This is a genomic window from Pseudomonas sp. UW4 (genome assembly GCF_000316175.1).
GTDB classification, from domain to species: Bacteria; Pseudomonadota; Gammaproteobacteria; order Pseudomonadales; family Pseudomonadaceae; genus Aquipseudomonas; species Aquipseudomonas laurylsulfatiphila.
In genome coordinates this window covers 5123999-5139051 of sequence record NC_019670.1, presented here as the reverse complement: position 1 = coordinate 5139051, position 15053 = coordinate 5123999, and the positions used below count along the sequence as shown (strand labels likewise).

At 59.8% G+C, this 15053-nt stretch carries 10 protein-coding genes and 1 pseudogene; 3 read left to right on the top strand and 8 right to left on the bottom strand.

What is annotated here, in order from left to right; all coding sequences use genetic code 11:
- Positions 1-3 precede the first annotated feature (3 nt).
- From PPUTUW4_RS22700 to alg8, 6 genes are read right to left on the bottom strand one after another with little or no spacing between them, the layout of a single operon-like run.
- Positions 4-1452: an alginate O-acetyltransferase gene (locus PPUTUW4_RS22700; RefSeq protein WP_015096741.1), complete on the bottom strand. Its 1449-nt coding sequence runs from the start codon at positions 1450-1452 to the stop codon at positions 4-6.
- 10 nt (positions 1453-1462) lie between these two features.
- Positions 1463-3040 carry a mannuronan 5-epimerase AlgG gene (algG, locus tag PPUTUW4_RS22695; RefSeq protein WP_015096740.1) on the bottom strand — a complete coding sequence of 526 codons (1578 nt, stop codon included), beginning with the start codon at positions 3038-3040 and terminating at the stop codon, positions 1463-1465.
- A 26-nt stretch (positions 3041-3066) separates the two neighbouring features.
- On the bottom strand, positions 3067-4551 hold the full coding sequence (locus PPUTUW4_RS22690) for an alginate export family protein (protein WP_015096739.1): 1485 nt from the start codon (positions 4549-4551) through the stop codon (positions 3067-3069).
- The gene (gene algK, locus PPUTUW4_RS22685; RefSeq protein ID WP_275450451.1) at positions 4548-6056 is read right to left on the bottom strand and encodes an alginate biosynthesis TPR repeat lipoprotein AlgK; all 1509 of its coding nucleotides are present in this window, start codon (positions 6054-6056) and stop codon (positions 4548-4550) included. Before algK ends, PPUTUW4_RS22690 begins: the two co-directional genes overlap by 4 nt.
- Positions 6057-6065: 9 nt before the next feature.
- Positions 6066-7235 (bottom strand): alginate biosynthesis protein Alg44, encoded by a 1170-nt coding sequence (locus PPUTUW4_RS22680; protein ID WP_015096737.1) that lies wholly within the window; start codon positions 7233-7235, stop codon positions 6066-6068.
- Between the two features lie 36 nt (positions 7236-7271).
- Positions 7272-8756: a mannuronan synthase gene (alg8, locus tag PPUTUW4_RS22675; RefSeq protein ID WP_177325124.1), complete on the bottom strand. Its 1485-nt coding sequence runs from the start codon at positions 8754-8756 to the stop codon at positions 7272-7274.
- Positions 8757-8820: 64 nt separating this feature from the next.
- Between alg8 and PPUTUW4_RS30430 the strand changes: the two are divergent.
- Positions 8821-8898 (top strand): annotated as a pseudogene (locus PPUTUW4_RS30430) (outer membrane lipoprotein carrier protein LolA); the annotation flags it as partial.
- A gap of 6 nt (positions 8899-8904) precedes the next feature.
- Here PPUTUW4_RS30430 and PPUTUW4_RS22670 read toward each other — a convergent pair.
- Entirely contained in the window at positions 8905-10221 is a 1317-nt protein-coding gene (locus PPUTUW4_RS22670) for a nucleotide sugar dehydrogenase (protein ID WP_015096735.1), read from the bottom strand.
- An 809-nt stretch (positions 10222-11030) separates the two neighbouring features.
- Complete coding sequence (gene yaaA, locus PPUTUW4_RS22665) at positions 11031-11810, bottom strand: peroxide stress protein YaaA (RefSeq protein ID WP_015096734.1); 780 nt, start codon at positions 11808-11810, stop codon at positions 11031-11033.
- 269 nt (positions 11811-12079) lie between these two features.
- On the opposite strand from yaaA, the gene PPUTUW4_RS22660 reads away from it, so the two are divergent.
- Together PPUTUW4_RS22660 and PPUTUW4_RS22655 are read left to right on the top strand one after the other, a co-directional pair.
- Positions 12080-13204 carry a polysaccharide deacetylase family protein gene (locus PPUTUW4_RS22660; protein ID WP_015096733.1) on the top strand — a complete coding sequence of 375 codons (1125 nt, stop codon included), beginning with the start codon at positions 12080-12082 and terminating at the stop codon, positions 13202-13204.
- Positions 13205-13540: 336 nt separating this feature from the next.
- Entirely contained in the window at positions 13541-14935 is a 1395-nt protein-coding gene (locus tag PPUTUW4_RS22655; RefSeq protein ID WP_007972659.1) for a PhoH family protein, read from the top strand.
- Positions 14936-15053: the final 118 nt, after the last annotated feature.

Sequence of the window (15053 nt, the reverse complement as noted above, 5' to 3'; positions counted from 1 at the left end):
ACCTCATTGCCCGACCGAAGCAGTACGCTGCTCGGCGCTCGGGAATACGTTGCGTTTGCAGATTTTCGCTTCGACTTTCTGAGGCGCGGCACCGGCTTCGGGGCCCTGGACTTCAACGGCCAGCAGGTTCTGCGAGGCCCAGTCTTCGTCCGTGCGCAACTCGAAAGCGAAACGCCCGTCAGTCTCGGAAGTTTCCGGTTTGTCGATCTTGATGTCCTCGTGGCGACCGTTCATGTACCAGAGGGTGGCTTGCAGGGTTTTCACCGACGTATCGGCGAAGCGGATGTCGACCTGGTGGCTGCTGTTGCGCAGGTCCATGTTCTTGCTGTTGACCATCAATTCGTTTTTGCCCGGCTTGAGCGTGGCGCTGCCGGACATCTGTGCATCCTTGCCTTCGCAACCGTTGTCCAGCAGCGCCATCATCTGGCGGTAGATGGTTTCCTGGTCGAGGCGGTACAGCGGCGAGAATTCCCAGATGAGAATCTTCGGCGGGTTCTTCTGGAACTCGTCGCTGCCCAGATACTGCAGCATCGAACCTTCCAGGCCGCCGCCGGGGAACGCCACGTTGAGAATGTCGGCGCCGATGGCCTCTTCGAGGAAACCGGCGAAGTTGTAGTTCTTGCCACTGTGGGAGGTACCCACGAGGGTGATTTGCGGATTGCCGGAATCGCCGAACAGATCGCCATCGCCCGCTTCGCCCTTCGGCTCGGTGATGAACTGATCCATGTACTGGATCGCGTAGCTGGTGCCACAGAGTTGACCGGCCATGTTGTGCAACGTTCCGGTCTTGCCCATGCGACCTGACTTTTTGGTCTCGAATTCGCGCTTGGGAATGTCGGCGAATTCAGGCAATTGCTTGACCTTCTCGGCGACGATTTTCGCCGTGCGCTGGGCACCGTACGGGGTCCAGTGCTGGTCGCCACGGAAGTAGAAGTCGTGGGCGGGCAGGGTCTCGGGCAGCGACTCGTCGGCCAGCGGCGACAGGTCCGGAACGACGTAGCCCATCTGCGCGAAACGGCCCAGCATGGTCTTGTAGTTCCTCAGCGCCTTGTCGAAGTCGAAGCTGGCTTTTTCCGCCGGGTTGAGCTTGTTGCGGTTCACCAGGCCACGGGTCGGCTGGTACACGACAACCAGTTCCACGCCTTTGCTCTTGAACGCATCGTGCAATTGCTTCATGCGTTTGTAGCCGGCGGGCGTGGTGTCGAATTCGGTGCGCAAGTCTTCTTGCGTACGGAACAGCCAGTCGCCCTGGGCCTGTACCAGCGTGGTGAAGTTCTGCTGATAGCGGGTGGTGTAGTTCTTCGCATCGTGAGCGGCCGGGCACAGGCTGCAGCACGGTTCGGCGCTGAACTTGGGCGCTTGAACTTCATCGGCACGCGCGCCAGTGCTGGCCGCGAGAATGCCGGCGGTCAGGGCCGACAGGCTGAGTAATTTGATCAAGTGTGGGTGCATAAGATTATCCTCAGTCCTGCATTTCGGTCTGGCGTTCGACGGGGTCGATCAGCACGGCTTTCTGCTGGCGCACCAGCAGGTCGAGAATTTCATCCTGGCGCTCGCCAAGGATGCCGGTGAAGCTGATACCGCTGGATTTGGTCGGGGCGAGCATGGACACGCGATACAGCTCGACACTCAGTGGCGAGTCGATGGACAGCGGGCCGCTGCCGTTGGCCGCCAGCTCACCGCCGACCACGATCAGCGACACCTGGGCGTCGAACGGGTCGAGCTTGATGTCACGGTCGGTGTTGCTCAGGTCCTTGATGTGGCCGTAGACGCCGGTCAGCCCGTTGGCCATGGCGACGTTTTCGTACAGGCGAATGTTCACGCTGTTACGAATGCGGATGCCGTGGCGACGGTTGCTGATGACCTTGTTTCCCCACAGCAGGTTGTCGGCACTCTCGTAGAGAGTGATGCCGTCGGTGTGGTTCTGGTAGATCTCGTTGTAGGCGATCAGGTTGTTCACGCTGTTACGGTCGATCACCAGGCCCGACAACTTGTTGTCGTAGCTGCGGTTGTTGAAAATGAAGCTGTCGTTGACCTCACGGGAAATAATGATCCCGTGCTTCTTCTTGGTCCCGTAGACCGTGTTGTCGGCAATGATCAGGCCGTGGGAACGGTCGTGCGGGTCGATGCCGTAGACGATGTTGTCTTTGTAGGTGTTGCCCTTGACCACGAAGTCGCGGGTCTCATAGCAGTAGAAGCCGTACCACATGTCCGAGAACTCGGAGCCGACGATCCAGCCGGTCGGCTCAGGACGCTTGAGCACCTTGGCCATGTTCGGCGTGTACTGGGAAATACTCACGCCGTAGGACTTACTGTTGGCATAGCCGAAACTGGCGATCTTGCTGTTGGCGATGTAGGTCTCGGTGCCGCCCCAGGACAGCAGGAACGGACGGAATTCCTTCGGCGAATTGAACGTTGCCGGGCCGTTGTCCTTTTCGCGCCAGCCAGTGATTTTGGTATCGCGTACGAACAACTGACCGTCGTTGACCAGGAACGCACCGCCCTCCTGGGACAGGCGCAGTTCCTGGGTCTGTTTGTCGATTTCGAGGATGCCGTGACGACCGACCACGATCGGCAGCCTGGCGAGGTAAACGCCCGGTGACGTTTCGATGACGTACTTCGGCAGTTTCTTCGCCACGTCCTTGAGGTTCATGTAGCCGTCGTCGACGAAGATCGCCTGCGGGATGCCGTGCTGACGCACCACCCACTCGGCCATCTTGTTGTCGCCACCGATGAAGTCCTTCAGGGCGTCTTCCTGCATCATCCGGCGCAGGCTGACTTTGCCGACCTTGCTGCGCACGATTTTTTTCGCGATGGCCTCGGCGGTGTAGCCCGAGACGTCCGGCAGCGTCGGCTTGGCCAGTTCCAGCGGCGCGGTCGGCGCGCTGCTGACGGTGTAGGTCTTGGCCTGTTGCAGTTCCTTGGCAACAGAGGCCGGCTTGGCGGGGGCAGCCGGCTCCACAGTCGCGAAGGCTGCCGCACTTGCCAGTAGCATCGCGCCGGCCAGCAAGGTCAAGGAACCTTTCTTGGCACTGTTCATGTCGAGGACTCCCTTCGCGCTCTGCATCAGAATTTCCAGACCACGTCGATGAACGCGCGATGCATGTACGAATCGACTTCTTTGCCATAGGCGTCGCCGGGCTTGAACACACCGCCACGGAACCGCACCAGGGCCGAAGGTTCATCGATCTTCTGGCTCAACGCCGCTGGCAACAGGCCTTGCTTGAAGTACTTGGTGACGACCAGATCCATTTCCTGGCCGAGGTCTTTTTCGCCATCGTTCAGCGGCAGGGAGGTGCTGGACAACACGGCGCCGGTCACGTCGTCGGTGTTGTTCTGCACGGCGTCGATGCCGTCGCTGGTGATCGGTTTGTTGCCGTCGACGCGCCAGAATTTGTGGTAGATCAGGCTGGCGTCGTACTCGTCGTTGAGCATCCACGAACCGAACAGCGTGGCCGATTGCATGTTGTTCATTTCGCCACGGAAGGCTTCGCCGAAACGGTGCACGCGTGAACGTGTACCGGTGTAGTTCGAGCGGTTGCTTTCCAGGCCGTTCTGTTCGTAATCGGCGCTGGCCCGGGCGTAGGCCGCACCGACTTGCCATTGCGGATCGAGGCGCAGGCGCACGCCCAGGTCGGTGGCCCAGCCATCGACATCGCCGCTGCTCTTGGGTTGTGCGGGAGCGGTGCCATCAGCGTTCAGCGGGTTGACCGTGTCGCGGTCGCCACTCATGCCGGTGATGCTGCCCCAGTAGTTGAAGGTATTGGTGTTGCGCCAGTTGTAGGCATCGCTGTTGGCCTGCAAGCCCAGCCAGCTGATGTCGCCATTCTGTTTTTTGTCCAGCGAATCGGAAGGTACACCCGGTTCCGGATAGTCGAGCTTGCCGTCATCGTGAGTGTGGTGACCGCGAATGCCGGCCCAGTGACCCGGTGTCCATTGGTATTCGGCATCGGCGTAGGCGTGCAGGCGATCCTTGTCCTTGGGGGACAGTTCTTTCAGGTCAGTGCGGTACTCGCTGAAGCGCTCGGCGACACCCGCGTTGGCGCGCAACAAGGTGGTGTCGAAGGTCCAGTTCAGGGCTTCGATGTTGGTATCGCGCCATTGACCGTCGTCGTTGTGCAGACGCTGACGACCGAATTTCAGGATCTCGCCGGGGTAGGGCGTGAAACCGCGGTAGCCGACCCAGAATTCGCGCATCGCCAGGTAGTTCTTCTTGGTTTTGCGGTCATTGTTGCTGGTGTTCTCGGTGCCTTCGGACTCTTGCAGTGTGTCGGTCTCGATGATGTCGGTGGACGTCACCGCCTGACCCATGGCGTAAGCGCTCCACGCGCCGCTTTCGCCATACACCCACGGGCGCAGGTCAAGGCCGAGGCCGTTGACGTCGCCGCCGCGCTGGGTGCCGAGGTCACGGTCGTCTTCGGACTGGCCGGTGATTTTCACGTCCAGGCCGAAGTTCTTGGTTTCTTCAGTCATCGCTGCCAGTGTCGGGCAAGACCAGATCAGCGCGAACGTCAGGCCGATGCCGGCCTTCATGAATGGATTCAACTTCATAGGGATTCCTCGCCATCTTCTTCTTGCAGGGCATGCATTTGCAGCGTGTTCTGGCTCAAGTTGCCGCGAACCGCCTGTTCCTGTTTCAACAGGCGCTGGGCCTCGGCCAGCTGCGCAGGTGGCAGTTGCGCTTCGAGTGTTTGTGCAAGTTCAGTGGCTTGCGGGGTGTTCTGCGCCTTGGCCAATTGGCTGAAGACGTACGCGTTGAGCGGGTCGGGCTTGGTGCCTTTGCCTTGGGAAAACAGCTGGGCGATGGCGAAGTCGGCGCTGTTCTGGCCGTTGCGCGCAGCGGTCAACAGGTGATCCAGCGCCTTCTGCGGATAGACCTTGCCCAGGTAGCCACGGCGGTAGATCTGGCCGAGGTAGTAATCGGCGGCGACTTCGCGGCCGACGGCTTTCTGGAAGTGTTCTTCGGCGACCTTGGCGTCGGCCGGGACCATCTTGCCTTCGTAGTAGAGCTTGCCCAGCAACAGCTCGGCGCGTGGCTGGTCGGCGGCGCGGCCGTTGTCCAGGTACTTCATCATCTGGTCGACGTCGCCCAGTTCGGGGAAGTCGTAGATCAACTGCGCGAGGGTGACCCACGACGCCGGGTAGCCCGGTGCGATCGGTTCGAGCAGCGATTGCGCGGTCTTCTCGTCGGTCTTGCCCAGGGTCGCATCGGCGAGTACACGGGCGACGCTGTCGACCCGTTGCGCCGAAACGCTGCCGCGAGCGTGAGCCGCTTGCATCTGCTTGATCAGCTCGGCCTGTTGTTCTGGCTTGGCCTGTTTCTGGTAGACCGTGGCCAGTTCGACGTAGCAGATGTCACTGGTGTTGAGCGCGGCCTTGCAGATCTTTTCCACGTCATCCAGATGCTGGTCGTAGGTGCCCTGGGTGCGATAGAGCAGCACTTGCGCCAAGCCGGCTTCCGGCTTGTTCTCGGCACGCCATTGGCTGATCTGCTGCTGGGCATTCACGTTGGGAAAACTGTGCGGGTATTGCAGGTACAGCATCGCCAGCGGAATCAGCGTGTTGCCTTCGCCCGCGGCGGCGGCTTTTTTCAACAGGGTTTCGGCTTCGTGCTGCTCGGCTTCGGTGGAGCCGGGCTTGGCCACCAGCAGGCGACCGAGGCGTGCCTGGGCGCGCGGCGAAACGCTGGCCGCGGCGCGGTAAGTCGCCTCGGCCTGTTTCATCTGCGCCGGGTCATGGCTGTCGACCTGGATATCGGCCAGGCCGACCTGTGCTTCGCTGTAGCCCAGGTCTGCCAGTTGCCGGTAGTTCGCCGCAGCGGTGGCGGTATCGCCGCGCTTGAGCGCTTCGTTGGCCAGTCGCTGGTCGGGGAGGCCGGCGCAACCGCTGAGGCTGACTGCCAGGGCTAGCGAACAGAACGCAAATCCCATGTGGGAGCGAGCTTGCTCGCGATGCGGCTGGCTCGGTGCATCAGACGAACCGCGTCGATCCCATCGCGAGCAAGCTCGCTCCCACAGGGTCGGCGGCGTGTTGAGGGTTGGAGTAGTCACAGGCATATCCTCGACTTAAAGACCGACAGCCATGGCTTTGTCGATCAGCCAGTTCAGGTTCGGGCCACGGTCGCTGCTGACTTCCACCGGGCGGCCGGCGAGGGCGCTGTCCAGGGTTTCGTCCGGCTGGATCAGCACGCGGATGTCCGAGGACAGGTCGGCGCTTTTCAGGCTGGTGCTGCTGACGATCTTGCCGGTGCGGCTCTTGTCTTCGCCGGCGATCTGGAAGCGCACCGAAGCACCCGGGCGTACGTCGCCGAACTGGCGATAGGAGAAGCGCGCTTCAACATTGGCTTCGCCGCCCCGCGGGACCAGTTGGAAGATCACGTCGCCCTTGCTGGCGTACTGACCGTCGGCGACCATTTGCTGGGCCACGGTGCAATCGCAAGGCGAGGTCAGGGTGCCGGTCATCTGCTTGCCGAACAGTTCTGCAACCTTGGCCGGTTGCAGTTGGTCTTCGTCCAGATGGCCCTTGAGCACGTCGAGCATGCTGGTGCTGAAGGTCGCCAGCGGTGCGCCCTTGGCGGCTACGCCGTCGGCTTTCACCAGGCTCTGTACGGTACCGTCGCGAGGCATGGTGATGTTCACGCCCGGCACGCTGACCAGTCCGGCCTGGGCATGGCTGACGAAGTACATGCCGTACACCGATTTGAAAACAAAACCGAAGGCGGCCAGGCCGACAGCGAAGATCCCCAGGCTGAACGTCACGGCTTTCAGGCGTCCGAACGCGGACATGCCATGGCCGCCGTCCTTGACCTTGCGCGCCTTGGTGAAGTTGTCGCGCTGCAGAGTCGCCAGCATTTCACCCACGCTGACGATGTCGCCAGCCAGGTGCGAAGTGATCAGGTGGCGCAGGGTCGAGATGTCCCGTGGTTCCAGGTTCTGGAACTGGCAGCCGGCACGTCCGGTTTCGCGGTCGAAGGAGCGGACCTGCAACTCGACGTCCATGGCCAGGCCGAGGTTGTCGATGACGAATTGCAGGCGGGCCTTGTACACATCGCCAATATTCAGCGGCAACTGACCGGCGTTGAACGCCAGGCCACCGGCGGACAGGTCGATCACCCGGGCTTCGACCGGTGTCCGGTCAGGGCCGAAGAAGCGCAACTTGGCCGGGATTTTCACGCGGGCGTGTTGGCGCTGGGCTTCGGATTCGTGCACTACGTTGGCGTTGACGGCGGTATTCATAAGGGCGATTTCCTGGTTAATTCAATAAGGGGGCGGTCAGACCATCAACAGCAGCACGGCGACAAAAATGCTGCCGGCAGAGAAGGTCATGGTCCGAGACGACCAGGTGTTGAACCAACGTTGAAAGCTGGCGAGATCACGGGTCAGAGAAGTGGGTTGGCGAGTCCAGGACTGTTGGTCGAGGCGGAAGAACACGTAGATCTTCACCAGCGCGCCGACGATCTGGTTGTAATAGAGAATCGCCGGGTAGGCCGGGCCGATCCGGTGTCCGGAGCACGACAGCAACAAGGTCAGGATGAACCGGGTGATGCCGATCCACAGCAGGTACACCAGGATGAACGCGGTGCCGTACTTGAAGGTGGCGATCAGCGCCACGGTCAGGCCCAGCAGCGAGGTCCACATCGACACGCGCTGGTCGAACAGCACCACCGAAGTGAACATGCCGAGGCGTTTGATCCCCAGGCCCAGGGCACGGGAGTTCTGCCGCAGGTTGTTGCCGTACCAGCGGAACATCAGTTTGCGACTGGCCTTGATGAAGCTCTTTTCCGGCGGGTGTTCAACGGTGTTGATCGCCGCGTCGGGCACGTAGAACGTGTCGTAGCCCAGGCGCATCAGGCTGAACCAGCTCGACTTGTCATCGCCGGTAAGGAATTTGAAGCGACCCAGGCGCCAGTGTTGCAGCGAGTCGCTTTCCACGTCGGCGATGAATTCCGGGTTGGTGACCACGGTGGCGCGGAACACCGACATGCGCCCGGTCATGGTCAGCACGCGCTTGGACAGGGCCATCGAGCACATGTTGATGTGGCGCTGGGCGAAACGCAGCTTGTGCCATTCGCTCATGATGTAGCCGCCGCGCACTTCGCAGAATTCGTTGGTGGTCAGGCCGCCGACATTGCCGAACAGCTGGAACCACGGCACGGTCTTGCGCACCACGCCTTCGCCGAGCACGGTGTCACCATCGATCACTGCGACCACGGCGCGATCGTCCGGCAGGTGCCGGGAGATGGCGCGGAAGCCGTAGGCCAGGCCATCGCGCTTGCCGGTGCCGGGAATGCGCACGAAGTCGAGCTTGACCCGGGCCGGTGGGTTCATCCGGTTCCACAGGCTTTTGACCAGCAGCTCATCGGACATTTCCACGATGGAGCAGACCACGGTGGTCGGCAGGTCGCAGTCGATGGCTTCGCGGATCACCGAGCTGTAGACCTGCGCAGTGGTCAGCGCATCGATACGAAAGCTGGTGACCATCAGAAACACATGGGACGGGTCAGCCGCTTTGCCCAGCTTGCGCACTTTGCGCCGCAGGTGCGGGTAGACGATGTACAGAAAAATCATGCCGCGCACAAAGTGCGTGGCACCCATCGAGTAGCGCCAGATACCCACGGCGCCAATCAGGAAAATGAAGTCCTTCGACTCGGAGTCGAACGTGGACAGGGGCAACGCCATGGCGAGGCCCATCAGTAAACTCAGGTAGAACAGCCAACCGGCGGCCTGGAGTAGGCCGTGCTTTAGCCTGTGCATAATCTGCATCCGTCTAGATCTCGGGTTAACGCAGGCGTACAAACCTGTAGGAGCGAGCTTGCTCGCGATGGTCGCCAACGATGACGCTGGGTATCTGATACCCAGCGGTGTTCTCAGGTGCATCGCGAGCAAGCTCGCTCCTACAAGGGGCTTACCAGCAGATGCCTTCGGTGCGACCGTTGACGCTGGTGGCCTTGGACATGAAGCCCACCAGGTCGATCACCTGCTTGCCGTGTGGAACGTCCTGCACCAGGGCACGGAATTTCTCGTCGCGGTTGCCGAGGATGATCACGTCGGAGTTGTTGATCACCGCGTCGAAGTCGGCGTTGAGCAAGGACGAGACGTGCGGGATCTTCGACTCGATGTAGTCCTTGTTGGCACCGTGAACGCGGGCGTACTCGACGTTGCTGTCGTAGATGCTCAGGTCGTAGCCCTTGCCGATCAGCATTTCCGCCAGGTCAACCAGCGGGCTTTCGCGCAGGTCGTCGGTACCGGCCTTGAAGCTCAGGCCAAGCAGGGCGACTTTGCGTTTGTCGTGGCTGGAAACGATGTCGAAAGCGTTCTGCACCTGGGATTCGTTGCTGCGCATCAGCGAGTTGAGCAATGGCGCTTCCACGTCCAGGGAGCTTGCGCGGTAGGTCAGTGCACGCACGTCCTTTGGCAGGCACGAGCCGCCGAAGGCGAAGCCCGGGCGCATGTAGTACTGGGACAGGTTGAGGGTCTTGTCCTGGCAGACCACGTCCATCACTTCGCGACCGTCGACGCCGACCGCCTTGGCGATGTTGCCGATTTCGTTGGCGAAGGTGACCTTGGTGGCGTGCCACACGTTGCAGGTGTACTTGATCATCTCGGCGACCGCGATGTCCTTGCGGATGATCGGCGCGTCGAGTTCTTCGTACAGCGATTGCAGAACGTCACCGGACGCTTTGTCGAACTCGCCGATGACGGTCATTGGCGGCTGGTCGTAGTCGGCGATGGCGGTGCTTTCGCGCAGGAACTCAGGGTTCACGGCCACGCCGAAATCAACGCCGGCCTTCTTGCCGGAGCAGTCTTCGAGAATCGGGATGACCACGTTGGCCACGGTGCCCGGCAACACGGTGCTGCGCACGACGATGGTGTGGCGGGTGGTCTTGTCACGCAGGACAAAACCGATTTCGCGGCACACTGCCTCGATGTAGTTCAGTTCCAGGTCGCCGTTCTTTTTGCTCGGCGTGCCCACGCAGATCATCGACAGGTCGGTGTCGCGAATCGCCTCGGCGAAGTTGGTGGTGCCACGCAGGCGACCGGTCTGGATGCCCTGGGCCAGAAGTTCGCCCAGGCCTGGTTCAACAATCGGCGATTTGCCGGCATTGATCATATCGATCTTGTCTTTGGCCACATCGACGCCAACGACGTCATGACCCCGTGCAGACAGGCAGCCGGCACATACTGCGCCAACGTAACCCAAACCAAATATGCTGATGCGCATCGCAATTACCTCTGTATTGATCAAGCCATTTAGATGGCCGGAGTTAATGGTGTTCAGCGTGTTTTAGTGCACTCGCAAGTGCGCCTTACAGGCGCAGCAATGCCGTGTGCTGGCATATAAGTTACGAGTGTCTAAATAAATGCACTCAAGGGGTGCGCAACTAGGCCTTGTTGTTATGATTTGCCCTGTTATGCAGCCGATCCTCCTTTCGAAGGATGCAGGTGCAACGGCCTTGCACGCTTGATCTCAGGCCGGAAGCCCGTAGATCAAGCGGTTGGGTGCTCGGGTGAGCACGTTTATAGGGGCACAGCCGTGGCCTTGTAGGGGATAGTCATGCTGCGTTATCTCCTGTCCGCTTGCCGTTGCTCAAATCAGTGATTAGTCAGCGCAAGTTAGTATTGCAACTTCGCTACAAGAATCGCTTATCTGCGTAAGTTATCTCGTACAGGCTCGGCGAGAATCGTTACCAGTGGTATGAACGGCGCGTTTTGACATAGTTCCAGTCCGCTCATCGTGAAATCTGAAATTTCTTGAAATATTGAGAAAGATGGCACTGCTCTCATATTGATAGCACTTGCCGTTTGGCCCTTGATATATAGGCTGATAATTGGGTCGGATAGTTTTTTGCCACTACTGTTAAAAAAAATCAGTGCCACTACGCAAAAAAATGATTGAAGTCGAGTGAAACTAAAGTTAGGAAACGGTCAGTGGTTTTTTGACGCCAATAGGTTGGCGATCGGAGGGGAAATTGTCGGACGATCAATGGGCAGCGCATGAGGGGTTGTTCGCTCATGCGCCGACCGGCTGCATCACTCTGGTGCGTGATCGCGCAGAAACACCAGGTTGTCCGGTTTGGACTGTTCAGCGCTGTAGCGATAGCCTTGAACGTCGAATTGCTTGAGGGTGGCCGGATCGTTGATGCGTTCTTCGATGACGAAGCGGCTCATCAAGCCGCGAGCCTTTTTCGCGTAGAAGCTGATGATCTTGTACTGGCCGTTCTTCAGGTCCTTGAACTCGGTATTGATGATGCGTGCGTTCAAGGCGTTGCGTTTGACCGCCGAGAAGTACTCGTTGGACGCCAGGTTGAGCAGCACGTCATCGCCTTGATCGAGCAGCGCTTCGTTCAGCCATTCGCTGATGCGTGTACCCCAGAAGGCATACAGGTCCTTGCCCCGGGCGTTGGGCAATTTGGTGCCCATTTCCAGGCGATAGGGTTGCATCAGGTCCAGTGGACGCAGCAGGCCGTACAGGCCGGACAACATGCGCAGATGCTGCTGGGCATAGTCAAAATCGGCTTCGCTGAAGGTTTGTGCATTCAGGCCTGTGTACACATCGCCCTTGAAGGCCAGCAGCGCCTGCTTGGCGTTTTCCGGGTTGAACGCGGGCGTCCAGCTGCCGAAACGCGCGGCGTTGAGCCCGCCGATCTTGTCGGAAACGTGCATCAATTCGCTGATCTGTGCCGGGGACAACTCGCGCAACTGCAGGATCAGCTCCTGGGAGTGGTCGAGGTACTGCGGCTGGGTGAAACGCTGGGTCGCCGGCGGTGTTTCATAATCGAGGGTCTTGGCGGGTGAAATCACCATCAGCATGAGTCGTCTCCTTTAATCGTGGCGGCGATTCTAGGGGGTTGTCGGCGTTGACTCCAGCTATGGCGTCCATAGGTGGATGGCCGGTGGCTTTGCACCACAACCTGTGGGAGCGAGCTTGCTCGCGATAGCGGTCTGACATTCGGAAAAGATGTTGGCTGATGCACCGTCATCGCGAGCAAGCTCGCTCCCACAGGAGATTGGGGTTGCTGCGGGAATGAGGGCCGCGATCAGCTATAGTGCCGCGCGGGTTTTGTTATGGAGACATCCCATTGCGTATCGCTTTTCTCATCTCGATCTGGCTACTGAGCGTCGCTGCCATCGCGGCACCGGGCGATGTGGCGACGCTTGATCGCAGCACCTGGCCAGAAAAACTCGTCAGTCCAACGCTGTTCGACGTGGCGTCGAGGGCCGAGATCCTCATGTTTTCCAGTGTGCTTTTGGCCAGCGAAGCGCTGGACGAACCCGCCCTGGCCCAGCGCCTGGGCTTGCGCACCTTCAACCTGGAGTCGGTCAACCGGGTTCGCCAGCGTCTGTGGCAACGGTTGCTGGCCAACTACAACTACGCCCAACAGAGTTGCGACCAGGATGCGTCGTTCTGTTTTCTGGTCGAAGACATGCTCACCCTGCGCGAACAAGCCGCCAAGTTCCAGGTCAGTGCAGACAGCTACTACATCAAGTGGGCCGAACCGAGTCGTGTGTTCCACACCCAGTACCTGGACGAACAATTGCGCAAGGCCGCCCTGTTCCCGCAAACCAGCAGCGAAGTCGATCATTTTGGCGACTATGAGCGCTCCGGCGACGGGATGCACGACCGGCTGTTTCTGCTGACCTTCGACAGTGCAGCCAACGCCGCGCCGGACAATACCACCTGGGTCACCGAGTACCTGCGCAAGTCGAACATGAGCGGGACGTTCTTCGTCCTCGGCAAGGACATCCAGTCCCGTTTGGCCGAGCAATCGGTGAGTCACCTGCAAGCGACCTACTCGACCCAGTGCATCGGCGTGCAAGGCTGGGAATTTCGCTCCCACAGTCACTGGCAGGACTGGCAGGACTCGGTGCGCCGCAGCGCCGAACTGGTCAAAAGCAAGCTGCCGGAGAACTTCGTGCCACTGTTCCGCCCGCCCGATGGCCAGCGCCGTTCCGATGCCGAAGGCTTCTTCAAGGCTCAGGGTTTGCAGGTAGCGCTGTGGGACATCGACGCCCAGGACGGCGCCGGCAAACTCAAGGGCAACCCGAGTGCGCAACGGGTGCTGACCCTGATGCTGCTGTGGCGGCATGGGGTCATCAATTTCAATGTGAAGCAGGATGGGGTGAAAACGGCGTTGCCGTGGCTGGTCACGCAAACGGCGCCGGTCGGGATCGGTTGGGAGGATTGCCAGGATGCGTTTCGCTGAAACGGCCAAACCCAGTAAACATTGGGTTTTTGGTGATTTTGGACGGAGATTCGTTGCAGGTGGACTTCCGACTGTAAACGGGTGATGGCAGTCCGCCAAGTGTTATTGGTCACTCTGAAAAATAAACTTCAAAAAAGCGTCAAAGTGCTTTTTTCTGTCACACGTTTTGGAGTATTACGAAGACAGACCGCCGAAACCTGCAACACAGGTGGCGTCTCCCAAGACCCAGCTATGCAGGCAAAACACTTGAGTCCCCGCAGGTGTATTCGGCAGTCACTTCGAGGCGCAGCACCGTCAGGGTATTGCGTCGAATGGCTCCCACAAAGGTGACCGAGTATGGATGATCACGGACGTAGCTCTTCTTCCAACCAGCCAATCCTTTATGTACTCGATACCAACGTATTGATTCACGATCCAAACGCGCTGCTCAACTTCGAAGAACACCACGTCGCAATCCCGATGACCGTGCTTGAAGAGCTCGACAAGCTCAAGAGCGGGCATCATAGCGTTGCCGCCGAATGCCGCCAGGCCATCCGCCTGATCGACAAGACCCTGGGCGATGCCTCACCCGAGGACGTCGAGCAGGGTGTGCCGATCCAGCGTGGCAAAAGCGGACCCAAGGGTTTGCTGTCAATTCTGATGAGCAAGCATGCCGAGCCGAACCTGATTCTGCCCGAGCACCTGAATGACAACAAAATCATCAATCAACTGATCGATCTGCACACACGCGATCCGAAAAAGCCCGTGGTGCTGGTCACCAAAGACATCAACATGCGCCTCAAGGCGCGCGCCTGCGGGATCGCGGCCGAGGACTACAGCACCGACCAACTGGTCGATGACGTGTCCTTGCTGCCCAATGGCTACCACAACATGACCGGCTCTTTCTGGGACCGCGTGAGCAAGGTCGAAACCCGTCAGGACCACGGCCGCACCTGGCATCAGGTGCAGTTGATCGACAATCTGCCGGCGGTGCACATCAATGAATTCATCATTGATGAACAGGGCTTTGTCGGCTGGATCAAGGAGATCGAAGAGGACCGCTTGCTGATCCTCGACCTGCACCAGGAACCGCTGCTGCACCAGGAGGCCTGGGGCCTGAAACCGCGTGATATCTATCAGAGCCTGGCGTTGTACGCCTTGCTCGATCCGGACATCCACCTGGTCAACCTGTCGGGTGCTGCGGGCTCGGGTAAAACCATCCTGGCGCTGGCCGCTGCGATCGAGCAGACCATGGTCAGCAAACGTTATCGCCGCATCATCGCCACCCGCAGCGTGCAGGGCCTGGACCAGGAAATCGGCTTCCTGCCCGGCACCGAGGCGGAAAAAATGGAGCCGTGGCTGGGCGCCATCACCGACAACCTCGAAGCCTTGCACATGGATGACGAAAGCACCCATGGCAGCGTCGACTACATCCTCAGCAAAGTGCCGTTGCAGTTCAAATCCCTCAACTACATCCGGGGCCGCAGCTTCCAGCAGAGCCTGATCCTGATCGACGAATGCCAGAACCTCACGCCGCACCAGATGAAAACCATCATCACCCGTGCCGGCGCCGGTTCCAAAGTGGTGTGCCTGGGCAACCTGGCACAGATCGACACCCCTTACCTGTCCGCGACCAGCTCCGGGCTGACCTACCTCACTGAACGCTTCAAGGACTTCCCGAACGGGGTGCACATCACCTTGCAAGGGGTGCCACGTTCGATCCTGGCCGAATACGCCGAATCGCATCTGTAATCGCTTCATCGAAACCGGGCGGCCTCAAAAGCCGCCCGGTTTTTTATGCCCGACCCATAACCCCTGTAGGAGCGAGCCTGCTCGCGATGGACGTGAACGATAATGCGTGCTGCCTGAA

What these genes read in the sequence shown, in the direction of transcription:
- PPUTUW4_RS22700 (WP_015096741.1), bottom strand. Translation starts at nt 1,452, where the DNA reads ATGCACCCACACTTGATCAAATTACTCAGCCTGTCGGCCCTGACCGCC.
- algG (WP_015096740.1), bottom strand. Translation starts at nt 3,040, where the DNA reads ATGAACAGTGCCAAGAAAGGTTCCTTGACCTTGCTGGCCGGCGCGATG.
- PPUTUW4_RS22690 (WP_015096739.1), bottom strand. Translation starts at nt 4,551, where the DNA reads ATGAAGTTGAATCCATTCATGAAGGCCGGCATCGGCCTGACGTTCGCG.
- algK (WP_275450451.1), bottom strand. Translation starts at nt 6,056, where the DNA reads ATGCCTGTGACTACTCCAACCCTCAACACGCCGCCGACCCTGTGGGAG.
- PPUTUW4_RS22680 (WP_015096737.1), bottom strand. Translation starts at nt 7,235, where the DNA reads ATGAATACCGCCGTCAACGCCAACGTAGTGCACGAATCCGAAGCCCAG.
- PPUTUW4_RS22670 (WP_015096735.1), bottom strand. Translation starts at nt 10,221, where the DNA reads ATGCGCATCAGCATATTTGGTTTGGGTTACGTTGGCGCAGTATGTGCC.
- yaaA (WP_015096734.1), bottom strand. Translation starts at nt 11,810, where the DNA reads ATGCTGATGGTGATTTCACCCGCCAAGACCCTCGATTATGAAACACCG.
- PPUTUW4_RS22655 (WP_007972659.1), top strand. Translation starts at nt 13,541, where the DNA reads ATGGATGATCACGGACGTAGCTCTTCTTCCAACCAGCCAATCCTTTAT.